This is a genomic window from Lactobacillus sp. UMNPBX12, from assembly GCF_002553955.1.
Classification (GTDB): domain Bacteria; phylum Bacillota; class Bacilli; order Lactobacillales; family Lactobacillaceae; genus Lactobacillus; species Lactobacillus crispatus.
Genome location: NZ_PCYY01000005.1, coordinates 80,096 through 106,021 on the forward strand (window position 1 = coordinate 80,096; position 25,926 = coordinate 106,021).

29 protein-coding genes and 2 pseudogenes are annotated in these 25,926 nt (G+C 36.2%); 20 read left to right on the forward strand and 11 right to left on the reverse strand.

The features are described from left to right. Positions 1-177: 177 nt before the first annotated feature. The gene (locus tag CP363_RS03365) at positions 178-1,485 is read left to right on the forward strand and encodes an NCS2 family permease (RefSeq protein WP_005719937.1); all 1,308 of its coding nucleotides are present in this window, start codon (positions 178-180) and stop codon (positions 1,483-1,485) included. A 62-nt stretch (positions 1,486-1,547) separates the two neighbouring features. Here CP363_RS03365 and CP363_RS11175 read toward each other — a convergent pair. After that, positions 1,548-1,682: pseudogene (locus CP363_RS11175) on the reverse strand (ATPase); the annotation flags it as partial. A 175-nt stretch (positions 1,683-1,857) separates the two neighbouring features. Here CP363_RS11175 and CP363_RS03375 point away from each other — a divergent pair. The 3 genes from CP363_RS03375 (at position 1,858) to CP363_RS03385 (ending at position 4,571) form a co-directional block, all read left to right on the forward strand. Further along, positions 1,858-2,691 (forward strand): helix-turn-helix domain-containing protein, encoded by an 834-nt coding sequence (locus CP363_RS03375; protein ID WP_098035841.1) that lies wholly within the window; start codon positions 1,858-1,860, stop codon positions 2,689-2,691. 111 nt (positions 2,692-2,802) lie between these two features. Continuing rightward, positions 2,803-3,420, forward strand: coding sequence for an ATP-binding cassette domain-containing protein (locus CP363_RS03380; protein ID WP_065990178.1), 618 nt, complete (start codon positions 2,803-2,805; stop codon positions 3,418-3,420). Continuing rightward, positions 3,420-4,571 (forward strand): ABC transporter permease, encoded by a 1,152-nt coding sequence (locus CP363_RS03385; RefSeq protein ID WP_057726317.1) that lies wholly within the window; start codon positions 3,420-3,422, stop codon positions 4,569-4,571. The genes CP363_RS03380 and CP363_RS03385 overlap by 1 nt, the downstream gene beginning before the upstream one ends. A 51-nt stretch (positions 4,572-4,622) precedes the next feature. On the opposite strand, the gene CP363_RS03390 is transcribed toward CP363_RS03385, so the two are convergent. Beyond that, positions 4,623-5,348 carry a MerR family transcriptional regulator gene (locus CP363_RS03390; protein WP_098035842.1) on the reverse strand — a complete coding sequence of 242 codons (726 nt, stop codon included), beginning with the start codon at positions 5,346-5,348 and terminating at the stop codon, positions 4,623-4,625. A 183-nt stretch (positions 5,349-5,531) separates the two neighbouring features. On the opposite strand from CP363_RS03390, the gene CP363_RS03395 reads away from it, so the two are divergent. From CP363_RS03395 to CP363_RS03430, 8 genes are all read left to right on the forward strand, one after another. Next, a complete protein-coding gene (locus CP363_RS03395) occupies positions 5,532-6,842 on the forward strand; it encodes an NCS2 family permease (RefSeq protein WP_013087079.1) in 1,311 nt (436 codons plus the stop codon). A gap of 166 nt (positions 6,843-7,008) precedes the next feature. Then, a complete protein-coding gene (locus tag CP363_RS03400; protein WP_005720719.1) occupies positions 7,009-7,275 on the forward strand; it encodes a type II toxin-antitoxin system RelB/DinJ family antitoxin in 267 nt (88 codons plus the stop codon). Next, a complete protein-coding gene (locus tag CP363_RS03405; protein ID WP_013087080.1) occupies positions 7,265-7,597 on the forward strand; it encodes a hypothetical protein in 333 nt (110 codons plus the stop codon). Before CP363_RS03400 ends, CP363_RS03405 begins: the two co-directional genes overlap by 11 nt. A 182-nt stretch (positions 7,598-7,779) precedes the next feature. Next, a complete protein-coding gene (locus CP363_RS03410; protein WP_098035843.1) occupies positions 7,780-8,223 on the forward strand; it encodes an SDR family oxidoreductase in 444 nt (147 codons plus the stop codon). A gap of 73 nt (positions 8,224-8,296) precedes the next feature. Next, positions 8,297-8,545, forward strand: coding sequence for a hypothetical protein (locus tag CP363_RS10785; RefSeq protein WP_198995778.1), 249 nt, complete (start codon positions 8,297-8,299; stop codon positions 8,543-8,545). 41 nt (positions 8,546-8,586) lie between these two features. Next, positions 8,587-8,898, forward strand: a complete 312-nt coding sequence (locus CP363_RS03420) for a hypothetical protein (protein WP_068813429.1) — start codon at positions 8,587-8,589, stop codon at positions 8,896-8,898. Positions 8,899-8,901: 3 nt separating this feature from the next. Next, positions 8,902-9,279 (forward strand): AraC family transcriptional regulator, encoded by a 378-nt coding sequence (locus CP363_RS03425; RefSeq protein ID WP_098035844.1) that lies wholly within the window; start codon positions 8,902-8,904, stop codon positions 9,277-9,279. 127 nt (positions 9,280-9,406) lie between these two features. Further along, a complete protein-coding gene (locus CP363_RS03430; RefSeq protein WP_057726309.1) occupies positions 9,407-10,621 on the forward strand; it encodes an ATP-binding protein in 1,215 nt (404 codons plus the stop codon). Between the two features lie 37 nt (positions 10,622-10,658). Here CP363_RS03430 and CP363_RS03435 read toward each other — a convergent pair whose 3' ends face one another. Beyond that, entirely contained in the window at positions 10,659-11,432 is a 774-nt protein-coding gene (locus CP363_RS03435) for a Cof-type HAD-IIB family hydrolase (RefSeq protein ID WP_089151088.1), read from the reverse strand. A gap of 153 nt (positions 11,433-11,585) precedes the next feature. On the opposite strand from CP363_RS03435, the gene CP363_RS03440 reads away from it, so the two are divergent. The 6 genes from CP363_RS03440 to CP363_RS03465 all read left to right on the forward strand — a co-directional run bounded on the left by CP363_RS03440 (position 11,586) and on the right by CP363_RS03465 (position 16,410). Then, positions 11,586-12,896, forward strand: coding sequence for an NCS2 family permease (locus CP363_RS03440; RefSeq protein ID WP_089147297.1), 1,311 nt, complete (start codon positions 11,586-11,588; stop codon positions 12,894-12,896). Between the two features lie 97 nt (positions 12,897-12,993). Further along, the gene (locus tag CP363_RS10915) at positions 12,994-13,248 is read left to right on the forward strand and encodes a hypothetical protein (protein ID WP_057726305.1); all 255 of its coding nucleotides are present in this window, start codon (positions 12,994-12,996) and stop codon (positions 13,246-13,248) included. A 101-nt stretch (positions 13,249-13,349) separates the two neighbouring features. After that, complete coding sequence (locus tag CP363_RS03450) at positions 13,350-13,790, forward strand: CopY/TcrY family copper transport repressor (protein WP_089142934.1); 441 nt, start codon at positions 13,350-13,352, stop codon at positions 13,788-13,790. Between the two features lie 15 nt (positions 13,791-13,805). Further along, positions 13,806-14,183: a cupredoxin domain-containing protein gene (locus CP363_RS03455; RefSeq protein WP_089146643.1), complete on the forward strand. Its 378-nt coding sequence runs from the start codon at positions 13,806-13,808 to the stop codon at positions 14,181-14,183. Next, positions 14,183-14,470, forward strand: a complete 288-nt coding sequence (locus CP363_RS03460; protein ID WP_005724722.1) for a cupredoxin domain-containing protein — start codon at positions 14,183-14,185, stop codon at positions 14,468-14,470. Before CP363_RS03455 ends, CP363_RS03460 begins: the two co-directional genes overlap by 1 nt. Further along, entirely contained in the window at positions 14,470-16,410 is a 1,941-nt protein-coding gene (locus tag CP363_RS03465; RefSeq protein ID WP_098035845.1) for a copper-translocating P-type ATPase, read from the forward strand. The genes CP363_RS03460 and CP363_RS03465 overlap by 1 nt, the downstream gene beginning before the upstream one ends. Here CP363_RS03465 and CP363_RS03470 read toward each other — a convergent pair. Beyond that, positions 16,402-17,046, reverse strand: coding sequence for a Crp/Fnr family transcriptional regulator (locus CP363_RS03470; protein ID WP_098035846.1), 645 nt, complete (start codon positions 17,044-17,046; stop codon positions 16,402-16,404). The genes CP363_RS03465 and CP363_RS03470 overlap by 9 nt on opposite strands. Positions 17,047-17,138: 92 nt before the next feature. On the opposite strand from CP363_RS03470, the gene CP363_RS03475 reads away from it, so the two are divergent. Next, positions 17,139-17,693: a hypothetical protein gene (locus tag CP363_RS03475; protein WP_005720746.1), complete on the forward strand. Its 555-nt coding sequence runs from the start codon at positions 17,139-17,141 to the stop codon at positions 17,691-17,693. 125 nt (positions 17,694-17,818) lie between these two features. Continuing rightward, positions 17,819-19,183 (forward strand): MFS transporter, encoded by a 1,365-nt coding sequence (locus CP363_RS03480; RefSeq protein ID WP_005720747.1) that lies wholly within the window; start codon positions 17,819-17,821, stop codon positions 19,181-19,183. Positions 19,184-19,239: 56 nt separating this feature from the next. On the opposite strand, the gene CP363_RS03485 is transcribed toward CP363_RS03480, so the two are convergent. From CP363_RS03485 to CP363_RS03515, 7 genes and pseudogenes are all read right to left on the reverse strand, one after another. Then, a complete protein-coding gene (locus CP363_RS03485) occupies positions 19,240-19,392 on the reverse strand; it encodes an SPJ_0845 family protein (protein WP_003624933.1) in 153 nt (50 codons plus the stop codon). A 60-nt stretch (positions 19,393-19,452) separates the two neighbouring features. After that, positions 19,453-20,562, reverse strand: coding sequence for a hypothetical protein (locus CP363_RS03490; protein ID WP_013087090.1), 1,110 nt, complete (start codon positions 20,560-20,562; stop codon positions 19,453-19,455). Positions 20,563-20,687: 125 nt separating this feature from the next. Then, positions 20,688-21,457, reverse strand: a pseudogene (locus CP363_RS03495) (IS982 family transposase). Between the two features lie 79 nt (positions 21,458-21,536). Next, entirely contained in the window at positions 21,537-21,920 is a 384-nt protein-coding gene (locus tag CP363_RS03500) for a cupin domain-containing protein (protein WP_061205015.1), read from the reverse strand. Further along, entirely contained in the window at positions 21,920-22,825 is a 906-nt protein-coding gene (locus tag CP363_RS03505) for an ROK family protein (protein WP_013682702.1), read from the reverse strand. The genes CP363_RS03500 and CP363_RS03505 overlap by 1 nt, the downstream gene beginning before the upstream one ends. Before the next feature lie 114 nt (positions 22,826-22,939). Then, positions 22,940-24,298 carry an MATE family efflux transporter gene (locus CP363_RS03510; RefSeq protein WP_012845486.1) on the reverse strand — a complete coding sequence of 453 codons (1,359 nt, stop codon included), beginning with the start codon at positions 24,296-24,298 and terminating at the stop codon, positions 22,940-22,942. A 79-nt stretch (positions 24,299-24,377) separates the two neighbouring features. Continuing rightward, positions 24,378-25,718 (reverse strand): MATE family efflux transporter, encoded by a 1,341-nt coding sequence (locus CP363_RS03515; protein WP_012845485.1) that lies wholly within the window; start codon positions 25,716-25,718, stop codon positions 24,378-24,380. Positions 25,719-25,926: the final 208 nt, after the last annotated feature.

A 25,926-nucleotide genomic window follows, 5' to 3' on the forward strand; every position in this document is an offset into this window, starting at 1 on the left:
TTTATGCTAATGAAAGCTGATTCAATTAAATGCTTTTCCTATCATTTAAAGATAAATTGCAATAAATGCCCAAGTAATCATTAAAATAATTCGCGTTTACAAATTTATTTATCAATGCTAAAGTATAAGAGTTGTGTTCAAGAAGTTAAAACACGAACAATATTTTGGGGAGATAAAATGAATTTTATAAAAAGCTACTTTCAATTAGATAAGTACAAAACTAACATTCGAACTGAATTTATTGCTGGTTTAACTACCTTTATCAGCATGTCCTATATTTTGTTTGTTAACCCTAGCGTACTGGGCGCCAGCGGTATGAATACCGGTGCAGTCTTCACCGCTACTGCTTTAGCTGCCGCTCTTGGTACTGCAATCATGGGGATCGTTGCCAACTACCCGATCGGTGAGGCACCAGCTTTGGGAATCAATGCCTTCTTTGCTTACACCGTATGTATTGGGATGCATGTTTCATGGGAAACAGCCTTGGCTTCAGTTTTCGTTGCATCAATTATTTTCATCTTAATTACTTTATTCAAATTAAGAGAAAAGATCATTGATTCAATTCCAGCTGACTTAAAGTTTGCCATTTCTTCTGGGATCGGCTTATTCATTGCCTTTTTAGGTTTACAAAATGGTAAATTGATCGTTGCTAATAAATCAACTTTGGTAGGTTTAGGATCATTACACGATCCCCTCGTTTGGATCACTATCTTTGGTTTGCTAGTAACTGTCATTTTGATGATCTTGAACGTTCCTGGTGCAATCTTTATCGGAATGGTTCTTGCCGCTATCTTCGGGATCTGCACTGGGCAAATTGCATTGCCACACAAGGTGATTTCTACCGCACCTAGCTTAGCTCCAACCTTTGGTCAAGCTATTTTCCACGTAAAGGACATCAACTCCGTGCAAATGTGGGTTGTTGTCTTAACATTCCTGCTTGTTACTTTCTTCGATACTGCAGGTACCTTAATCGGACTTGCTCAACAAGCTGGTTTCATGAAGAACAACAAGATGCCACGTGTAGGTAAGGCCTTAGCAGCTGACTCAAGTGCGATGGCTGTTGGTTCAATCCTTGGTACTTCACCTGTTGGTGCCTTCGTTGAATCAAGTGCTGGTATCGCCGTTGGTGGCCGTACCGGTTTAACCGCAGTTTTTGTAGCGATCTTTTTCTTAATCTCAATGATTTTCAGTCCATTGCTTGGTGTTTTCACTAGCCAAGTTACTGCTCCTGCCTTAATCATTGTTGGAGTATTAATGGCACAAAATACTGCTCATATTCATTGGAACAAGTTGGAAATTGCAGTTCCTGCATTCTTGATTATTTTAGGGATGCCTCTTACTTACTCAATTTCAGACGGTTTATCATGGGGCATGATCACCTACCCTATCTGTATGCTTGCTGCTAAGCGTGGCAAGGAAGTCACACCGATGATGTGGGTACTGTTTGTAGTATTCCTGATCTTCCTGTGGGTGTTGAATTTTTAAGGAAATAATTAAATTTTGAAAAAGAGGACCAGCCAATTTTGACTAGTCCTCTTTTATTGCGGTTATTTTTCAAGCAAAAAATCAATAATATTCTGATGAATTATCCCATTGCGACTCATATCAAACTTGTCCATTGAAAGGACATATTTTGGATAATTGTCCGCAATGCCATCATATGCACCGAATTCACGTTCAATTTACCTCATTTATTATCGATTATAATCGATATAAATACAAAAATCATCAATCTTATCGATTATAATCGATAAGATTATTAAAAATGGGTGCTTTATCGAATATAGTCGATGTTTTTTGATAACTTAGCCTTTTTTTAGTATTATTCATCAATAAAAAATAAAAGAAGGTAGTCCTGTGACCATTGGTGAGGCATTAAAACAAATTAGACATGAATTATATCTTACTCAAGAGCAAATGTGTGCAGGTGTTGTAACTCGCTCCTTTTACGCTAAAGTTGAAAGCGGAAGAAATAGAATCAGCGCCGATAAATTAACTGAAATTCTATTTGAACACGATATTGATATTACATATTTTTATCAATTGCTTCGCAATACCTATAGCTCCCAATCTAAATTAAAAGAAAACGATCTGAATCAAAAGATGAACCAGGCTTTTAATAGTGGAAAAATTGAACTAATTGAACAAAATTATCATAAAATTCTTCTTCAATCTAATTCAAGCATTCTAAAACTGAGAGCTATGATTTCAGTAGCTAATCTAAAAGATGAATTAAACTTAATTGATCCCAAAGTAAAAGAAAAGCTTTTCGTTGAATTTGATGAAGGAGCAAATTGGATGACCAGACCTGATTTACTGCGATTATTTACAGATACAATGCCACTATGGGATTCATCTGACTTATCATTTTTTATCGGCAGGCTACTTGCGAAAGTACAAAAGGAGCATAATATACCTGAATTACTACAAGAAAGATATCTTCGCGTCTTCGAGAATTATTTAGCGGTCTATTATAAGAAAAATAATCCTGTAAAAACCATAGATGTAAATGTTCAAAAAACATTTGATTATATTCTTAATCTAGAACCTACGGTACATTTCTTGCTTTACAAGGTTGCTGCAGTATATTTGCAAAATTTATTTCTTGGTAACAAGGAAGAGGCACAAAAAATTAAAGACGAAATGAAAAAATATGGCTATCAAGATATAGTTAAAACTTGGCCAAAATGATTTTGTATAGTATGTGATACAAAACAACTCGATGCTGATTAATATCCTGTATGATTTAATTATTATTTATAGGCATGGCACAACAGCCGTGCCTTTTTTGAAAGGATATTTATGATCAAAGTTGAAAACCTAACTATCACAACCAGACAACCAATTTTAAAGAGTTTTACGACTACTTTTAAAACTAGAAATATCTATCAAATTATGGCAGAAAATGGTGCTGGCAAAAGCACCTTTCTTAAAGCATTAACCCAACTAGTTAACTATAAAGGGGCTATCACTTTTGATAATTTGCCATTTAATCAAATTAAGGAGAAAATATTTTTCTTTGAGGAGAACAGCTGGCTTGACCCCAATCTAAACAGCTTAGATTATCTTCAATTTGTGAAAGTTTCATGGCATTCGCAACACGATATAGATACAGAACTCAGCTTTTGGGGAATAGATCAATTTGCAAAAGTACCCATTAAAAAATATTCTCTAGGGATGAAACAGAAATTAATTATCGCTATGTACTTAGTCAGTGATGCCCAATATTTATTAATGGATGAGATTACCAATGGCTTAGATGAAGAAAACAGAAACAAGCTCTACTGTAGATTAAACGATTTGATCAGTTTAAATGACAAATGCATTATTCTAACCTCTCACTATGCAAACGAAATTAATAATTTAAATAACGTCACCAAGTTAAAACTAGAGAATTTAACAATGAATGAGGTGAAATAATGGCTTATATTCAATTTCAGCTAAAGAAGGTTTTCAAAAATAACATTTTTCTAATTACAGTACCATTATTACTAATAATTTCTTTTATCGTGCTCGGTCTTAATGCGACCACTTCTAGGAGTATGTCCTTAGAAAATCAAGCTAAGGGAAATTTAGCTATGCAAAATAACGCTATTGAACAAATGGAACATTCCTTAAAGCATTACAAAAAGAATGGCGAAGCATATAACTTAACCAAACAAAGTATTTCAGATACTAAAAAACAGCGCAAAGATAGTCAGAATCTACTCAATGCATTCAAGCAACAAAATTGGCAAGAAGTTTATCACTATCAGCTAAAAGCCGCAAATTTGGCTAAAAATATTCAATTAAAAAATCATAATGTCAGCAACGATGAAAAAAATGCTCTAACTAAAAATGTAAAATTTTTTGAATATTTAACTAAACATCCACTTCCGTATGAAGACACTCCACCCGTGACTGGAATTCAATTTTTATTAGATTTAAATCAACTATACCTGCCATTTTTATTCATTTTAGTAGTCACGTTTATTTTGACCCAACTCTATACTTCAAAATACAAAAACAAAGCAGATATTAGTTCGTTATTACCAATCACTAACAATCACAGATATGTATTTGATAATTTAATTGGCATAATCATTGCAGGTGGTATTTTTTACCTACTCAATATTTTAATATTCATAGTTGCAACACTAATTTTTAAAACTGGTAATCTGAATTATCCATTCTATCTCTACAAAAATCTAACCGGACAAACACTTAACGAGTATGTACCAACGCTAAAAATTATCATGCCAATCCTAGTACTTCAGCTTTTAGTGGGATTATTTATCATCAACTTTATCCAATTAATTTCTAATGTCGTACGTGACAAGTTTCCTACCTTATTTATTACGCTGATTTTGTTAATAGGAGTAAGTGTTTCAAGCACCGTGATTGAGCCGTTGCAAAAAGCAGCAGCATGGTTACCTACCACCTACTTTAATGTTATTGGTATAGTTTCTGGGAAAATTGCAGTGCAATATCATAATAATCAAGTAACTTTTATCTCTGGCTTAATCACATTGATTGCTGGCATACTAATTACCTATTGCCTAGGCTTAATTATCAATAAAATTAGACATTAACCAAAAAAGATTGCCTCAAACGACAATCTTTTTTTCATTCCCCAGGAAATATTACCGCCCTACTTCCAAACAATAGGACTTTTCATGACAATCGGGGCAGCGCAGTCTTCTCATCTTGGGCGTATGTGCAGCAAATATGAACGTTCTAAACGATGGAACAAAAGTATGACCACAATGCGGACACACATACGCTACTGCCTTGTAATAGTTTAGACTTAGCTTAAATGCACCAAATACAACAACGAGTAACATTATTCCAACTGAAGCAATTACACCAATATCATTTCCCCGCTTGCCAAAATAGAAAGCTAAAATAATCCCTATAATCTCAATTGCATCTAACAATAAACCATAAACCAACATTCTTCTTCTGAACTTCTTTAAAATAGTCTCATTAGTCATCATCTTCGTAAGGTCAGTTAATTCTAAATTACTTTGTTTGGTTAGTATTTTTTGCAAATCATGAAGTTGCTTCTGTTGTGTCTGAAACTTTTCTATTTCTTCATTATTACTCTGCAATTGCGCATTCACCAATAAAGCCAACGATTCTTGCGCATGGTCAGCCTGCAATAATGTTTTTATCTTAGCTAGAGAAAAGCCTAATTCTTTTAAATAAATAATCACCTGTAATTGCTGCACTTGATCCTCGTTATAAAAGCGATAGCCATTTTCTGCCTTAGTTGGTTTAAGTAGCTCTTTTTGATCATAAAAACGTAATGTACGCGTACTTACTTGCAATTTTTTAGCAACTTCACCAATTCCATATCTTTCTGACATTACTTTTCACCTGCTTTCTAATTCAAATATACGGTTTTACGCAAGGTAAAGGTCAAGAGTTTTTCAAAATAAAGCGTATTCATTGTCAAAATCGAATGAAATCGTTTAATTCTATTGAAATTATTAACTATTTAAGTATAATTCTAATTGAATGTTCATATTATACAGACTATGGAGGAATAAATGAATTCTATCAGTAAGTTTTTTCATCTAAAAGAGAACAATACCTCTTTTAAAACAGAATTATTGGCTGGTCTTACTACTTTTGTAAGTATGTCATACATTCTGTTCGTTAACCCAAACGTCCTAGGTGCCAGCGGTATGGATAAAGGTGCTCTATTCACCGTTACTGCATTGTCGGCTGCCTTTACCTGTATCGTAATGGGGCTTATCGCTAACTACCCAATTGCTTCCGCACCAACTTTGGGCTTAAACGCCTTCTTTACCTATACTGTTTGTTTAGGCATGAAGGTTAAGTGGCAAACTGCTTTAGCAGCTGTTTTCGTTGCATCAATTCTGTTCATTTTGTTAACTGTCTTTAAGGTACGTGAAATGATCATTGATGCCATCCCTGCCGATATTAAATATGCTATTTCCGCAGGTATCGGCTTATTCATCGCCTTTATCGGTTTGCAAGGTGGTAAGTTGATTCAAAACAGTGATTCTACCTTAGTTACTATTGGTAGTCTCAACAACCCTACTGTTTGGATCACTATCTTTGGTTTAATCATTACTATTTTCTTAATGATTGCCAGAGTTCCAGGTGCCATCTTCATCGGAATGATCGCCGCTGCTGTTTTTGGCATAGTGACTGGTCAAATTCCCATGCCTAAAGGCGTTATCTCTTCAGTTCCAAGCATTGCTCCAACTTTTGGTCAAGCAGTCTTCCATATTGGCGATATTAATACCGTTCAAATGTGGATCGTTGTCTTTACATTCTTACTTGTTACTTTCTTTGATACCACTGGTACCTTAATTGGTTTGGTTCAACAAGCCGGTCTGATGAAGGACAACAAGATGCCACGTGCTGGTGAAGCTCTAGCAGCTGATTCCAGTGGTATGTTGGTCGGTTCTGTTCTTGGTACCTCACCTGTCGGTGCCTTCGTTGAATCAAGTTCTGGTATCGCTGTTGGTGGTCGTACCGGTTTAACTGCCGTTTGGGTTGGTATTTTCTTCCTTATTTCAACTATCTTCAGTCCAATTTTGAGTGTTTTCACTACCCAAGTTACAGCACCCGCTTTAATTATTGTTGGGGTATTAATGGCCGAAAACTTGGCACACGTTCACTGGACTAATCTTGAAATTGCCATCCCATGTTTCTTAATCGCATTGGGAATGCCTCTTACATACTCTATTTCAGACGGACTTGGCTGGGGTTTGATTGTCTACCCTGTATCAATGATCGCAGCCAAGCGTTTCAAAGAAATCACGCCAATGATGTGGATTTTGTTTATTGTTTTCGTAATCTACTTCGTTGTGCTGAATGTAAAATAATTCTATCTTATAAACCCTATCTTACTTTTACATTAATAGATACCCCCATCTAACCAAGTAGCATGTCTACTTGGTTTTTATTCTAAAAAGATGTCTGTTAATAGTATGAATGATGACAGCAGATTCTATTAGATGATATAATAATCAAAGAAAGGCTGTGACTAAAATGAAATCATATAAAAAAATTCAAGCTAATGTTGACTCCTCACTAGCACTTCAAGCAGAAGGAATTTTTCAAGATATAGGGCTCAATACCACTACCGCAATAAATGTGTTCTTAAAGAAAGTTGTGGCAACTGGTGGTATCCCATTTGAATTAAAAGAAACTCCTGAACAAAAAGCCTCAAGAGAATTAATTCAAAGCATCTCAAAAATCCCCCACAAAGAAGCTAAAACCAAAAAAGAAATTGAGGATTGGCTAGATGAGGACTAATGATATTGTAGATATTTATGTTGCTTACATTGATAAGCCTGGAGGAAAAAATAGGCCTGTATTAATAATTAAATTACTAAACAGTAAAGCTTGGCTGCTAAAAATCACTTCAAAATATAAAGAAAAAAGTGAAAATATCCGAAAGCATTACTTTCCCATTTTTGACTGGAAAAAATATAATTTAGATAAACCATCATACATTGATACTAAAAATTATTTAATAGTTAATATTAGTGATTTAAATATCGAAAAATACCGAGGCCATTTCTCAATAGCAGATTTACGCAAATTAAAAGATTTTATTGACGAAAATTCAAACTAAGAATTAAACTATATGTTTTAGTTCCTAAACACAATCTCAAATATGAGATTGTGTTTTTATTTATCCAAATGGCATCTTTTGATAATCATTTGACGCCTTATGATGTTCGGATTCTTCTAAATTGCCGCTATACTATTTTCAACAAATCAAGTTAAGAAATATTTATTTAGGAGGAATTCATTATGACAACTCAAGAAGGAAAAACTGCTTTAATTACTGGTTCATACGGTGGGCTTGGTACCCAATTCGTTAACATTCATGCTTCACGCGGTGGTGACCTAATCCTAGTTGGTCGCAATGCTAAGAAATTAGCCGATCAACAAAAAGAAGCCCGTAGAAAGTACAACGTAACGGCGCATATTATCGATGTTGATCTCTCACAACCAGATGCTGCGCAAAAGATCTATGATACTTGCAAAAAGAACGGTTGGACTATTGACTACTTAATCAACAATGCTGGCTTTGGTGGTCAAGGCGAATTCATTAAAAGAAGTATGGAACAAGACATGTCCATGATCGCCGTTAACATTGAAACGCCTACTCGTTTAACTAAATTATTTTTACCTGACTTCGTAAAACGCGGCCGTTATGCCTGGCCCACTTCAAGCCGTTTACTACGCTACTAAAGCATACGTTACAAGCTGGTCAAATGCGTTATAGCGTGAAGTACAAGGCACAGGCGTTACGGTAAGCTGCTTAATGCCTGGCGCTATGCAAACCGGTTTTATCAATCGTGGTGATTTGAGTTCAACTCAATTATTCGCCCATGCGGTTAGTCCAGAAGGTGTTGCAAAAGCTGGGTATGAAGGAATGATTGAAGGCAAGCTTAACATTACCGCTGGTTTAACTGCAGCCCAAAAACCATTCATGAAATTAGCACCAATGTTACCTAAGAAGATGCTCATGAACAATGTTTATAAGATGCAAGAACAAGGTAGTAGAAAGTAATCAACTTATCTTATAATATGGATCAAAAGGATGGTATTTGAATGAATCACTTTATCTTAGATGGTCGCTATGAAGACCTACTCTCTCATTATAAATTTAACGTTGAAGAAGCACTTAAAAAAAGCCAATATTCCCTACCCTCTTTTCTAGTTTTATCAGAATTTGCATTTTTAGTGGGACTTTTGCGCAAGACGACCAAAGAAGCTATTTTCCCGCTGAAGATCACAATGACATCCCCCGTCAATGATGAGCAGGTCATTAACTTCTTTGGCTGCAAAATCGAATCGGGTAAACGCAACACCATCACTTTTGCCAAAAAAGACTTGCAGGTCAATTTTATTAGTTATAACTAAGCAATGTGGGATTATTTCAAGCCTGAATTAACTAAACGCTTATCTGAATTATCCGTTGATGATTCAACTAGTGCTAGAGTACGTAGCATATTGACCGAATTACTCCCTAGTGGTGAATTTACAATTGACGATGTAGCGAAAAAGTTAGGTTATTCTAAACAGACTTTACAGAGAAAGTTGAATAGCGAAAACACTACTTTTCAAAAACAACTGAACTCCACCCGAGAAGTTTTAGCGCTAAATTATTTACAAAACACCGATATGACAACTAGCGATATTGATTACCTTCTAGGCTATCAGGAATTTAATTCGTTCTTACGTGCCTTCAGCATCTGGAAAGGCATGAGCATTAGCGAATATCGTGAAAAAATGAATAAATAATAAAAAGCAGATATATTTTCTGTTTTTTTACTTTATAAAGGAAATAATATAAAATTTTTGCTATAATTTACTTTATAAAGGAAATAATATGAAAATTGCTAAAAATTTACTTTATGAAGGAAATAATATGCAGTTAAATTTAATTAACCGCCCACAGTATTTAAATCAATTACTTCAATTTCAAAATACAGAATTCATCAAAGTACTGACGGGAGTACGAAGATCAGGCAAATCTTATATTTTAATGCTTTATCGTGAATATTTACTCAAACACAACATAAATGAACATCAAATCATTTATATTTCTTTTGAAGACTTTGATAATATAGATCTTTATGAACCTAAAAAGCTTTATTCATACTTAAAAGAACGAATTATTAGTGACCAAAGAATGTACATTCTACTTGATGAAATCCAATATGTATCAGATTGGCAAAAAGTAGTAAATAGCCTTCGACTTAATCCTCTACTTGATATCACAATTACTGGCAGTAATTCCAATCTATTAAGTGGAGAATTAGCAACCTTACTATCAGGAAGATATGTAGAAATACATGTTTATCCTCTTTCTTTTAAAGAAATGCTAGATTTTAAACATATTTCTGAACCATCAGAGCGTCAGATTGATAACTTATATGATGAATACATTAAATATGGTGGTTTCCCCGCGGTAGTGTTAGCAAAAGAAGAATTAAAACAAACTATTCTTTCTGGAATTTACAATACCATTATTGTCAATGATATCGGCTACAAAAATGGATTAAGAGAACCAGAATTAGTTGCATTAGTAGCTAAATATCTAGCAGATTCGATTGGTCAATTAATTAATCCGAACAAGATTGTAAATACACTAAAATCAGCAAATTTTGATATCTCTTATAACGCTGTGCAGCGTTACCTTAAATATTTTGAAGAAGCATATCTTTTTTATAAATCTAGTCGTTATGATATTAGAGGGAGAAAGATTCTTTCTACTCAAGGTAAGTATTACATTGTAGATACTGGTTTGCGTACCCAAGCTTTAGGAGAAAGAAATAATGACCGCGGTAGTGTTTTAGAAAATATAGTTTATGTCGAATTACTTCGCCGGGGCTACACAGTTCAAATTGGTAAATTAGATAATAAAGAAATTGATTTCATCGTTTCCAAGGTAAATGATAAACAATATATTCAAGTAACCTACCAGCTTCCAGAAAATTCTACTAGAGAAACTGATAATTTACTTCAAATTCCAAATAACTACAAAAAAATAGTCATCACTGGCCGATATGAAAATGAAGAAATGATTTCCGGTATTCCAATAATCAATATTAAAGATTGGTTATTAAGCTCTAAAAACTGATCAAAATAGGATCGACTAACTCATGTCGATCCTATTTTTAAATTAAATTATGTTTTTTACAATAAGTAAAAATTCCGTCATCTTGCACGCTGCCACAGATGTCATCAGCAATTTCCTTCACATCGTCTGTTGCGTTCTCCATTGCAACGCCGTGACCAACAGTCTTTAACATTTCAATATCGTTGCCGCCATCACCAAAGGCTATTGCTTCGCTCACAGGGATTTGATAATAATCTAACACTTTTTCAATTGCTACACCCTTACTACCAGTAGCTGGAATAATATCTGCTGCTCTATCCCACCAAGCTGTTACCTTAGCATTTTGCGTATTAGCTACAAGTCTGTCATAATCTTTTTCACGACAGCCTACCATTATTTGATAAACCGTATCCTGATCGACAACCACATCAAAATCTGGCGCCACTTTCAAATCCGTTCCACCAATAGCAAAGTATTCCTTTAAATCCTCATCAACACCATTAGCTGCAATCCGTGTTTTGGTAGCTACAGCTAACGGCCGATTTATTTTCTGAGCATTTTGAATCATCTGCAAGACATCTCCTTGCCTTAACGGATTATCAAAAACAATGTCTTGATCGTTATAGCAGTAAGAACCATTAAAAGTTAAATATGCATCAAAATCTACACCCAACTTAGGCAGTTGCACTGGTGGTCTGCCTGATGCAATACAAATCATAATACCGTTGTCTTGTAAAGCATGCAGTGTCTCTAGCATTTTAGGTGTAATTGATTTTTTCTTTTCAATTAAAGTACCATCTATATCAAAAAATATTATCTTAGGTTTGCTCATTATTTTTACCTTCTAAAGAATTTTCTACTAATTATTATACTTTAACCGATATTTCCCAGGAAATATTAAAATTGAGCTCTCTTCCTCAACATCTGTGCTAAACTAGATACAATTAGTTTCTTTAAAAGTTAATAGTTACGGAGGAATTTTTAAATGCAGACATTGGAAAAAGTCTTTCATTTACAAGATGCTCATACCACTGTTAAACGTGAGTTAATCGCTGCTTTAACCACTTTTGTCAGTCTCTCCTACATCTTATTCGTTAACCCAAACATTTTGCACGCAGCTGGTATCCCTAAAGGTGCCGCTTTTACTGTAACAGCTCTTGCCACAGCAGTTGGGTGTTTTTTAATGGGTTTTATTGCTAATTATCCGATTGCCTTAGCTCCAACCTTAGGTAGCGGTGCCTTTTTCGCTTATAACGTATGTGTTGGGATGCATATTTCTTGGGAAACAGCTTTGGCTGCAGTCCTTGTTGCTTCAGTTTTATTCATTTTAATTACTGTCTTTAAATTACGCGAATTAGTGGTTAATGCCATTCCACAAGATATGAAGTATGCTATTTCAGCAGGAATTGGGTTATTCATCGCTTTTATCGGTTTAAAAAATGGTCAATTAATTGTTAACAGCGATTCAACCTTAGTTACTCTGGGAAAATTTAGCACCCCAGCAGTTTGGATCACATTATTCGGTTTAATTTTAACTGTTGTATTAATGGCATTAAATGTACCTGGCTCTATTTTTATCGGTATGATTGTTACTGCAATCTTTGGTATGATTATTGGTCAAATTCCATTGCCACACAGTATTATCTCTGGTGCACCAAGTATTGCGCCAACTTTTGGTCAAGCTGTCTTCCATATTAAAGATATTAATACAGCCCAACTATGGATGGTTGTACTAACCTTCCTGCTGGTTACTTTCTTTGATACTGCCGGTACTTTAATTGGGATGACTGAACAAGCTGGCATGGTTGATAAGGATGGCAAGATTCCACGGATCGGTCGCGCCTTTTTAGCCGACTCAACTGCCATGGTTGAAGGTGCCGTCTTTGGTACTGCCCCACTTGGAACTTCTGTTGAATCTAGTGCTGGTATCGCTATGGGTGGTAGAACTGGACTTACTGCGATTTTTGTTGGTATTTTCTTCATCATCAGTATGATTTTTAGTCCACTTTTGCAAGTAATTCCAACTACTGTAACGGCTCCTGCTTTAATTATCGTTGGTGTACTGATGGCCAGCAACTTAAAGAAAATCGATTGGGAGAAGTTTGAGATTGCTTTTCCTGCCTTCCTTACTGTGGTGGGGATGCCATTAACCTACAGTATTTCAGATGGTTTGGCATTAGGCTTGATTGCATATCCAATCACAATGATTGCTTCCAAGCGTTACAAAGAAGTTAGTCCAATGATGTATATCTTGTTTGTGGTATTCGTCATCTTCTTCTTGGTTACTAATTTATAACATGCTATTACGACTCATTCTTTTAATTAAGAATGAGTTTTTTCTTTATAATAATATAGCTAGTTTCACATGAAACACACATACGAGAGGTATAATCATGAAGTTAAACAAAAAAGCACTTTGGATCATCGGAACTTTAATATTATCTGCCATTACTGGTATATTTTTCTATGTCAATGGACACAGTACGTCTACCACCACTATCGGGGTTATCTTAGCGGGAATAACTTTATATTTTCTATTTCAGACTGGTCAATTGTATAAAAAGATCTGGATTAAGATCTTAGTTTATCTTATTGATGCAGTTTGGATTTTAATTGTGTTATTGATAATTAGCTTGTTTATTTACTGATTTCACAAAAACTTGCAAACTTATACATAATTTATTGCTTTATCGTTTACAACCGTAAATTTAAGTGGTATAGTTACATATGTAAACGATAGGAGGAAAAAATGGTTAAACTGCAAGAAAAAGAGAGCACAATTTCTGACAGTGAATGGGAAATCATGCGAATTATCTGGACGATAGAACCCGTGAGCTCTACTAAAATAATTCAAGAACTTCAAGCTAAGAAAGATTGGTCTGAATCAACAATTAAGACCCTATTGCGTCGCTTAGTTAATAAAAACTTGCTAAGCACTACTAAGGAAGGCCGACATTTCGTTTACTCGGCCAAAGTTAACCAAACACAAGTAATGACTGAAGCAGCACAGGAATTGTTAGATCGGATGTGCAACATGCATAAAGGAGAAGTTATCCTGCAACTACTTGCAGATTCTCCTATTTCTAAAAATGACTTAGCTAAAATGAAGCAGATCATTGATCAAAAAGAAAAGACTGCCCCTGAAACAGTGCCATGCAACTGTTTACCAGGAAAAGAGCATCTGTGCTAAAGAGAGGTAAATAAAATGGAAATTTCACAAATTATTACACTAATTGTAGCCATTCTACTAATTGGCTTTATCCTCTGGTGGTTCTTTGGTAAACATACAGAAACTGTCGGGACCGCTAATATAGGCCAAGGATCACAAGAAGCAGATATCGTTGTTAAGGGCGGTTACTCCCCTTCAACGATTGTTTTAAAGCAAGGCGTTCCCGCCAAAGTGAACTTCGACATGCAGGACTCAACTGCCTGTTTATCCCATGTCGTCTTTGAACAACTGGGCGTTGATAAAGATTTAACCAAGCAAAAAGTTACTACAATTGATATTCCTACTGATAAAAAAGGCACTTATAATTTTGCCTGCGGAATGGGTATGTTTCATGGAAAGGTTGTTGTTAAATAATGAGTATTTTTTCAAAGAATCAAACTAAAAAAGTTGTTGTTAATGCAGAAAATCATGGTTATAAACCAAACACAGTTACTTTCAAGCAAGGTAAACCAGCTCAATTAAAGTTTATTCCATCAGATAATATGGGCTGCATGAATGAAGTAGTCTCTAAAGATTTAAATTTTGACCAAAAATTAGATGGTAAAAAAGAAGTTACGATTGACATTCCAACTGACAAGCCAGGTACTTACACCTACGCTTGTGGAATGGATATGTTCCGCGGAAAGGTTGTTGTTAAATAATGAAGCTCTCAAATATTAAGCGCTTCTGGATTTCATTTATTTTAGCAATTCCAATGCTAATCCAGATGTTTGCCACGCCATTTCACTGGATGATGCCGGGCTATAATTGGATCGCCTTTATCACGACTACAATCATAATGGCAATTTCTGCTGCGCCTTATTGGAGCAGTGCTTGGTCCGCTTTTAAGCACCATAACGCTAACATGAACACGCTGATAGCCGTTGGTACTTCAATAGCATACTTCTACAGTATCTTCGCCATGTTTACTGGCCGTGAAGTTTATTTTGAAACTGCTGCTTACGTAACCGTCTTCGTTTTACTCGGGGATGCCCTGGAAGAAAAGATGCACAATAACGCTTCAAATGCCTTAGCTAAATTGATTGACCTTCAAGCTAAAGACGCTGAAGTTGAGCGCAATGGCGAGTTTGTTAAGGTACCTCTTGACCAAGTCAAGGTTGGCGATATCATCCGCGTTAAGCCAGGTGAAAAGGTTCCTGTCGATGGTGTAATTGTTAATGGATCATCAACTCTTGATGAATCAATGGTTACTGGTGAAAGTATGCCAGTTACTAAGAAAAAGGGTGACGATGTTGTTGGTTCAACGATCAACACCAATGGTACTTTTACCTTTAAAGCAACTAAGGTTGGTAGCGAGACCATGCTATCTCAGATTGTTGATTTAGTTAAAAAAGCCCAAACCAGTCATGCTCCAATTCAAAACCTAACTGATAAAATATCTAATATCTTTGTCCCAGTCGTTTTAATTATTGCAATTATTACCTTCGTAATTTGGTATGTTTTCTTAGGTGCAACATTGGTTAATGCTATGCTCTTCGCCGTTTCAGTAGTCGTAATTGCTTGTCCATGTGCACTAGGTTTAGCGACACCAACTGCTTTAATGGTTGGTACTGCCCGTAGCGCTAAGATGGGCGTTTTAATCAAGAACGGTGAAGTTCTTGAAGAAGTTAGCGACATTGATACCGTTGTGTTTGATAAGACTGGTACAATTACCGTTGGTAAGCCACAAGTTACTAATGTTGTAGGCAATAAAAACAAGGTTTTAGCTATTGCTGCTAGCTTGGAAGAAAATTCCGAACACCCACTAGCAACTGCCGTAGTTAAAGCTGCTAAAGAAGCAAAGACTGAAATTAAGTCTATACAAAACTTTGCAGCTATTGAAGGCCGCGGAGTTAAGGCAAACTATGGCAATCAAGAAGCTTTTGTTGGTAGCGATCGTTTATTAGAAAATATTTCTATTTCCCAGGAAATGAAAGATCAGGCTCTCCAACTTCAAAAAGAAGCAAAAACTGTAGTCTATGTTGGCCTAGGTAATGACATCATTGGCTTAATTGCCATTCAAGATGTACCTAAAGCAAGTTCTAAGCAAGCAATTGAGGAACTTAAAAAGCGTGGTTTAAAGACGGTGATGCTTACCGGTGACAATCAAAATGTTGCCGAAGCTATTGGCCGTGAAGTCGGAATTGATCAAGTTATAGCAGGCGTTCTGCCAACTGAAAAAGCTACTGAGATCAAGAAACTACAAAATGAAGGCAATAAAGTGGCCTTTGTCGGTGATGGTATTAACGACGCACCTGCACTGTCTACAGCTGATGTCGGCATCGCCATGGGATCAGGTACCGATATTGCTATTGAATCTGGTGGCATTGTTCTCGTTCAAAATGACTTAATGGGCGTAGTTAGAGCGCTTGAGATCTCTAAGAAGACTTTCAACAGAATCAAATTAAACCTCTTCTGGGCTCTTATTTACAACACTATTGGTATTCCAATTGCAGCAGGTTTATTCATGGCCTTTGGTCTGCAGCTTAGTCCTGAACTTGCAGGTTTAGCTATGGCCTTCTCTTCTGTTTCTGTTGTAACTAGTTCACTTTTATTGAATAAAACAAAAATTGCTGGTGAAACAGCTCAAGTTTCAAAGTAAAATAATTCTCCGACCGGATATTTTAATCCGGTTTTCTTTTTGTAAATTTTTCAATTTGCGACTTAAAGTTTCAGCAGTAATACCCAAATATGATGCTAAGTCTTTCTTTTTTAACTTTAATTCCACATTTTTACTCCCCTGTTTTTGAGCTAAGTCTTGCAAATAGGCCATTAAGCGTTCCTGAGCATCCATTGAATTGCGCCGAATAGAGTTAGTTTCGATTGTAACCAGCTGCTCGCCAAAATTATTAAGCAAATTCAATGCTAAATCTGGCGTCTTTTTCAATAACTTTTGAAAATCACGACGCTCAATAGAACAAACATAAGTATCTTGTAAAGCCTGCACAAAGCTTTCCTGGGCATGTTCTTGAAAAAGATTCTGCTGTCCATTAGCATCGCCTTGATTCAGCACACCTAATACGGTCCCTTTACCGTCTTCGTTGAGATTGTAAATCTTGGCACTGCCTTGATCCATAAAAAGCATTCCGTTCTTACCATCACCTGGTTGTCGAATAATACTGCCTTTTGGAAAATATTCTTGATGCGTTGAAATTGGTACTAGTTTTTCTAACATTTCATTTGGCAAATTTTTAAATATGGCTGCTTTGCGAATACAAGCCATGGGTGAATGTTGCATAAAAGCCTCATTTCTTGATCTAAGTCAATTTATTTTTATCTGCATCTTAATACAATGTATTTAACAACTCAAGCAGAAAGGAAATATTAATCATGACTAAATACATCGCACATATTGAGCCTTTAAACGCTGAAAAAATTGGTACCAAGGCACACGGTACTGCCACTTTTGAAGAAAAAGGTGATCAACTACATATTCACGTTGAGATGTTTGATACTCCAGCAAATATTGAACACTGGGAACATTTCCATGGCTTCCCGAATGGTCAAAAAGCTCATGTACCAACTGCAGCTCAAGACGTTAACCATGATGGCTTTATTGATTTACCAGAAACTGAGCCGGTCTCAGGAACTACAATGGTGCCACTTGATGATGCCCCAGAAAACATGAATATTCCTCATGATGGTTATCCTGTTGCCGACAGTAATGGACATTATGAATATGAGATTGATGTCTCATTAACAAAGCTACAAAAGAAATTCAAAGCTGCCTTTGGTAGCGATAAACTACAACTAGACAAGCGTGTAGTTTACGTTCATGGTGTACCTGCAGATCTGGAATTACCTGATACTGTAGGTGGTTGCGTAATGAGTTATGATGCCCATACTACCTTGCCAATCGCAGCTGGTGAAATTGAAAAAGCTTAAGTTAAAAGCCATTCCTTGTGAATGGCTTTTTGCATCCTTTCTTATTTTTTGATAGCATAGATATAGATTATATAAAGTATCTAAGAAAAGGAGATGTTTTATAAGTAGGCTTAGATCCTACTCTTATGGAGAATAACGAAAAAATTATCCAAGAAAAGAAACGCGAAAAATTTATTAAAACTAAAAAGAATTACAAGCGTGCACCACTAATGTCAGTTCACTTAAGAGTGATGATGGCCGTTATCTTAGGTCAAATCGCCTGTGGCTATTCCCTGGGAATTAGTGGTACCGCTCTTTCTAATGCAGCTAAATATATCAACATTAGTGACTTCTGGACTGGATTAATTGGGGCTGGTGCTTTAATTGGCCTTGCTGGTAGTCTTTTGGTCGGTCGACTTTCTGATAAAATCGGTCGCCGTAAACTCTTAATGTGGAATATGTATATATTAGCTGCTTTTTCTTTATTACATCTAATAACCGCTAATTTTAGCTTAACCTTTATCCTCCGTATTGGAATTGGTTTAATGATTGCTGTTGACTATACTGTAGGGAATGCCTTGTTAACCGAATGGCTACCTAAGGGTGAAGACAGCAAGCGCCAGAGTCATTTATTAATCTACTGGACTATTGGTTTTATTTTGTCTTACCTAGCTGGTAGTTTTATCACTGGATTTGATAGTTATACTTGGCAAATAATCTTAGCAACAAGTGCAGTACCTGCACTAGTAACTGCTATCTTCAGAAGTCTTTTCCCACTCCCTGCTTCACCAGGCTGGCTAGCAAGTAAGGGTAAGATTAAGACGGCCAACAAGGTCATTCGTAAGCACATGGGACGCAAATGGAGATTACCTGCCCGCTTTATGAAGCGGAATAAAAAGAAAACGCCTAGAAATATTTCCTGGGCAATTTTATTTTCCAAGCAATATCTGCGACGTACTCTAGTAGGTGGGATTTTCTATGCCTGCCAAGCCTTCTCATTTTTCGGTATTAGTATCTTCTTGCCAATTTTATTACAAAGCATGAATATCACTAGTGGAAATATCTCAGGAATTATCTACAATGGTGGGATGTTCATTGGTGTGCTAATCGGTACCTGGATCTTTAACAAGGTTAGCCGCCGCTTCTATCTTATCAGTAATTTTCTAATCTCAGGTCTGCTAATCGGCATTTTAGCAATAGTACCTAACTTAAATTCAATACTTAAATTAGGTATTTTTACGTTATTTGCGATTATTTTATCAGCTGGTTTGATCCTAGATTATCCTTATCCGACTGAATTATTTGATCTGAAGGTACGAGCAACTGGTGTAGGTACTTGTATTACAATCAGCCGAATCGGGGCTGCCGCAGGGACTTTCTTATTGCCCGTCTTAACTAATGTGGGTGGTGCTAGCCTGGCAATGCTAGTTTGTGCGATTGTTTTACTCTTTGCCTTTATCGTTTGCCTCATCTGGGCACCGGAGACCTCACCCCAATTTATGAAAAAATAAAATAATTAATATGCTACACAAAAAGACAGATTACATATGATGCAATCTGTCTTTTCTTATTTCTTATCTTTTTTCTTCTTGTCCTTAGAATCCTTATTTAATAATTCTTCTGGATCCTTATGCTTAGGCGTCTTCTTTGGATCTGGTACAGTTGCAAAGCGATCAAGCATCTTCTGTAAGTTATTAGGGTTGTCAAAAGTTAATCCCATAAAACATCTTCCTTTCGTTTTCTCAATTATATTAAAATTTCAATTCAAATGACAATAATTTTAACCCTCATTATCAATAAATTGTTGCATCTTAATCATTTCTGAACCAGCCAGATCAACACTAATTAAATCACTATAATCATGATCACTAGTATCTCCTAAACCATATTCAGTTACAATTTTTAGGTCGAAGCCACTATCAGAGCGATCTTCAATTAAGCCTAACCGATCAGGATAATGATAAATTGAATCACTAATTTTCACTATTTGATCTTCGGGCCAATTATCAATAATTTCTGCCGGTGACTGAATTTCATCCCGTAATTTAACTGAACGCTCCAGCCTGTCCGGATCAAAACTGCCATTATTTTTTTGCCATTGAACTAAAAAATTAAAGAAGAGCAAGCGCTCGGAATCTTCAGTAATATGCGTTATATGGCTCCTAGCAATCACTGCAATTGATTCAACCTGCCCTAACTCATTGATGCTCTCGAATACCAGATTATCATCGTCATACTTGAGTACTTTACCAATAGCAAAACTACCATATTGATCATCAAAGGTATAATCAAAATAAATTTCAACCAGATCCAAGTCGTTAGTGAATTCTTGCTTCTGTGATTGCCGCAAATATTGGGTAAATAAGCGATTATCAATGGCATTAGTGTCGACACAAACAATATCGTCAAGTGGTATAACGGTGGCATAATGCTCTAAAGTTAATTCATTGCGTTCTAAAATACGCACCTCTTGCTGATCAAGTTGAGTAATTAAGCCAGTGTAAGTAGCACCTGTATTCACCTCAAAAGTTGTAAAGGGTTGCGCGTCAGCTACGTTAATCAGTAAATCATGCAGATTAGTAAAATCCCAGGCTAACACTGTCTTATTTAATTGCTCTAAGTTAAATGAATCCTTAACTTGGGTAATCATATAATAGCGTAGATTAGGCGTATCGTCTTCAATCTTAGCTACTTGATCTTCTTTAATAAAGACTATTCCACCTAAATTACCGCCTTGATCGACTGATTCAAAGGTAATCCAGCCATGATGTTGCGTGATGATGCGGCCAATATAGTAAGAATTTGCATCAACTACCGTAATACTTGCATCCCCATCTAAGTTATATTTTTCTTGATCAGCCTTAAGCGTGATTTGTACAAGTTTATTCAATTTTTCGCCCCCTCTTTTTTCTTCCGTGAATTTAATTGTCGCCTAATCATTATTTTTCTGCAAGAAAAAAGAAGACGGTATTGCCATCTTCTTTTAGGTAGTTTTTCTAACTAATACGCGTGGTGCTAGTTAAATCGTTCTAGACAATATGCCATATTATAGGTCAAAATGGCTATTTCTAGCCGCTGTTGAAAGCCTGCTAGATTCCTTGCTCGGTTGTTTTCAGTATTGTAATAGCTAAGCAAGAAAAAGTCGCTTTCAATCGTTCTCCTAATTGCCATTAATTAGTGATCGTTATGCTTTTTAGAGCCTTTCATATTTTTGCGATATGGCGTCCAAAGCACATATCCCATACGCTCGTCTCTTTGGCATCATGTACCGACGCCTTAGTAACTGCGTAATCAAGCAGATAGCCATCATCACTCACTATCGCGTGGACCTTGAAGCCATAATAGTAGACTTTTTTGGTGGCTTTATAGCCAATATCGGCTATGCCACGGAAAATTTTAACGCGATAATTGCGAACAGGCTGACAAACTGGAACAGGAAAACTGTCAATAATCAAAAATTCTCCAGCAACCCTTACTTCTTTATTCCAAGCTTGACGGATACAGCGAATTAAAGGCAGGAGCATCCGAGCTCGCCGATTAAAGCGAGAATGAGACAAGCCAACAAAGAATTTACAAAATCTTCGTTGAGACTCAATCCCAATTTCAGTTTGCCAAATGAGCATCGCTAAGATAGAGCTGTCAGAAAGCTTGGTACGATCAACATTTTTGCGATGTTTAAGCTTATCGGGAGCATAGAGTTTATACAGAGAGCGGCAGATTACATTTAAGCGACTAAAACTAACTTGTAAATGGTGAGAGAAACGATTAAGCTTGAGGTAGTTCAATTAGATCAGACTCTTTTCTATTAATTTAAGTTACAGCTTGAGTCTAATCCGATTGGACTTTTTTGATAACTAAAACGATTTAACTAGCACCACGCGTTTGCAGATCAGTAAAACTAGTTGGATCATTGATAGCAATAATCTCCTCACTGATTTGCGGATACAGCCTGCAGACTACACTATACGGAAAAATTATTGATAGAGCTAAATCTTGTTCTCCAGAACGATTTCTAATCGAATGTATTTCCTGAGAATTAACAATAAAGATTTTTCCAGGCTTAGTGTTATATTTTTTACCGCTAATTTGAAAATTATCGATGTTTCCTCTTATCGTATAGCTAAGTTCAATCCCACGATGCCAATGCGGAGCAATATAAAACGGAATTTTATTGTCATGAAAAACGAAATACCATACGTTTAACGGATCGGTAGGAATTACTACTTCGTGAAGATTCTTTTCAGACATTATAGTTTTTCACCATTAACGTGTAGCAACAAGTTGTATAAAGCTCCAAATAAATTTGCATCATTCTTAAATTTAGCTTCAACAATCTTAGGACGAGTCAAAGTCATCTTGTACATTGGCATTTGATCCAAAAATTGATCATATGCACGATTGATTTCTTCAACTAGAATCGGTTGCGCTGAGATTCCACCACCAATCGCAATTGTTGTCAAATCTACTACTGATTGGATATTAACAATGATGCCAACCACATCCCAGCAATAGGAACGTAGTATTTTCAAAGCTTGCTCATTGCCCGAATTGATAGCTTCAAAAGCAGCTAAGCCATCAGTTTCATCCTCATTGCCGATCGCTTTAATGACCTGGCTAACCATGCGAACTGCCGAGCCCATAGTTCCAGCAATATCATCAAAACCCATTTCTTTGGCCATCTTTAAAACCATGAAGCTCAATTCACCGGCTTGGAAGTGAGCACCATTTAATAAGCGACCATTCACAATTATTCCGCCACCTACTCCTGAACCAAGAGTAATAGCAGCACAATTTTGCAAGTCCTTCAAATTTCCTAGCCAATTTTCAGCCAAAACACTAGCCTTGCCATCATTTATTACTGCGACTGGAATGTTGAGATCCTTATATATTTCTGAAAAATCAATCCCATCAAGAAATGGCAATGCGCCACCGAAATGAATCTTCGTGTATTCAATTTTACCTGGTGCACAAAAAGCTAGACCCTTGATATCTTTTTCAGCGTAATTTTTAACTACTTGATCAACTGTCGTCAAGAACTTTTCTTTTTCATGTGGTGATTTTGTTTTGCCCTTTTCAATAATATTGCCGGCATTGTCTAACAAAGCATATTTTAAGTTAGTCCCACCAATATCAATACTTAGATAATTTTTCATCTCATATGTATTCGCTTTCATTATCATTACCACAATTGTACTCAAAGCTCAAAAAGCAAACAAGCCAAATATTGATCATAATTTGGCTTGTTTGACATTATTTAGTTTAAAATTTTACGCTTCTTTTCTAGTTTGTTGGCTGATTAAAGCAAAATCAAGATGACGATAAGCATTCAATAAAACTATGGTACTTAAGAACCAAGTAGCCGGATAAATCCAGTTGGCCATCCGAATATCCTGGAAAAATGGCTTGGTACCTAATAAAACTGCTAACCTTACTACAACCCAGCAAAGCATCATTGCTAACATTGGGATCGTCGCTTTCCCTGCACCACGCATTACTGAAGCAATTAAATGCGTAATCGCAACCAAGAAAAAGAAGAAACCACAAACTCTTGCACGCCCAACACCAAAGGCGACGACCGAAGGCGTCGGATCAAATAGCGCGATCAGTTGCGGCGCAAAGGTAAATACGCTTAAGCCGATTATTTCCGCAATCAGCACTGCCAAAATCACTCCAAACCGAACACCTTCTTTAATTCGCTTAATTTTTCCGGCACCAAGGTTTTGCGCCACAAACGTCGTCAAAGCTAAAGTGAAACTAGTTACTGGTAGAAAAGCAAAACCCTCAACGCGAGTATAGGCCCCGATTCCTGCAACTGCATGTGCACCAAACATGTTGATATATGATTGAATAACCACATTAGACACGGAAATTAACGAATTCTGTAATCCTGATGGTAAACCATAATCAATCGTCAGCTTCAACATCGGCCGATATATTTTAAGATGGCGCAGATCTACCCGACTTGGACCTTTTAGCTTACGCAATTTATTATAAGCAAGACAAGCAGAAAATGTTTGTGCTATTACTGTAGCCAAAGCTGAAAAGCCAACGCTTAAATGAAGCCAATAGATAAAAATAATGTCAAAAGCAATATTTACTACTGATGAGGCAATTAGGTAATACAAAGGACCCTTACTATCACCATTGGCTTGAAGGATACTAATAAAAGTGTTGTACATAACAAAGCCCATTGATCCCAAAAAGTATACTCGTAAGAATTCTACTGATTCAGGCATAATGCTTTTTGGCGTTCCCATTAATATCAGAATTTGTGGAGTCAACACTACACCAATGATTATCAACAAAAAGCCACAAATAAAGCCCACAGCAACCACTGTAGCCACTGCTTCGCGTGTGTGTTGATCAATTTTAGCACCAATACATTGTGCTATTACTACTCCTGCACCCATCGCTAGTCCTTGGAATAACCCGATTAGCAACATGATCAAACTTCCAGACGATGAAACTGCAGCTAAAGCATTCGACCCAATTACATTACCAACTACCAACGAATCGGCAGCACTATACATTTGTTGGAATAAATTTCCCAAAAATAGTGGAATTGCAAATTTAATTATCTGACTTCGATATGAGCCTTCAGTCATTACAATCGCGTCATTATCCACCTAATTCCCCCTTACTTATCCAAACCGTTAAATAAATATCATCTTAACTTATAATTTAATTAAATCACAGGGAAAACAACTATACAAACAGTGACTTGGTTCTCCAAGTACCATGATGCCACCGGTAGATCATCAACATTGCGCGCAAACTTTCATCGATCGCATATGCAATCCATACACCTACTAACCCCATATGAAAGACAATTGCCAATAAATATGAAAATGGCAAGCTAATTAGCCATAGCACAGTTAAACTACATGCAAGCGGAAATCTAACATCCCCACTCGCATTTAATGATCCTACCAAAGTCATATTAACCGCTCTTGCTGCTTCAAGAATAATTTCGACCAAGAAAACCCAGCGTGCCAATTCAATGATTTCAGGTTTATTTGTATAAATATGCATAATTGGCGTAATAAAAATAAAGGTCACGATTGAAATTGAAGTTGAAATTCCCACATTTTGTACCATTGACCGAAAGCCTCTTTGATATGCTCCTTCGAAATCTTTTGCGCCAACAGTACGACCAATAACAATTTGATTTCCTTGACATAAGGCTGAAGCCGTTAAAAATACAAATTGGGTAATCGCTGAAACATACGATTTGGTAATCAATACATTAGTTCCTAAAGTAGCAACAATCATTGTGACTACCACTTGAGCCCCAGAATAAGAGACTGATTCACCTGATGAAGGTAATCCTAACTTAAGAATTTGTTTTAAAAATGGTATCGAAAACCGTTTGAAGTTAACTTTTAACACATTGAACTTCACATATCGCTTAACTAAATAAATTGCTACAATCCCCGCACAAAATTGGCCAAAGATACCTGAGATTGCAATCCCTCTAACGCCAAAATTAGGTAAGCCGAATGGTGAGAACAGCACCAAATAATTCCCACAAACCGCAAGAATATTAGCGATAGTTGGCACAATCAAAGCTTGCAAGGTTAAACCATGCGTTCTCAAGCAAGCTAACATGACAGAATTTAACGCCAAAATAATCGTTCCTGTTCCATACAGCTGCATATAAGGGATCGCAATTGCAATTACATCATCTGGAATGTTCAAGAAGCGTAACAGAGGGTATGGCAAAAGAATAAAAATAGCTCCTAAAAGCAGACCAATTCCAATTGCTCCAAAGATTGCTGTATTCATTACCTTAGGAATCTCTTTGTGTTTTTTGGCACCAAGAAATTGCGCAATCATGATTTGTGTACCTACCGTTACAAACCCATAAACATTATATGAAAAGCCAAGAAATTGGTTGCAGGCACCAACAGCAGCTACAGCCACTTCATCAAAGTGAGAAATCATCCATACATTGACGTTTCCCACCATCACATTGAAGAGAAATTCAATAAAAATTGGCCAGCTTAGAATGATTAATTCTTTGTCTGATCGGTTTAAAAACTTCATGGCAATACCTAACCTTTCAAAATAAAATTGAAACCGTTTTATTCGATTTGTACATATTTTATTCTATACACATAAAAGGTAAAGACAAAAGCTATACTTTTTTCAATTAATCTTGATATCTGAAGAAACTGTCAAATCTTTTGTGTAAATAGATCTTTCTCGTAAATTGATTTTTTAATTATTTATTTAATCAAAGTAGGATTCTAAG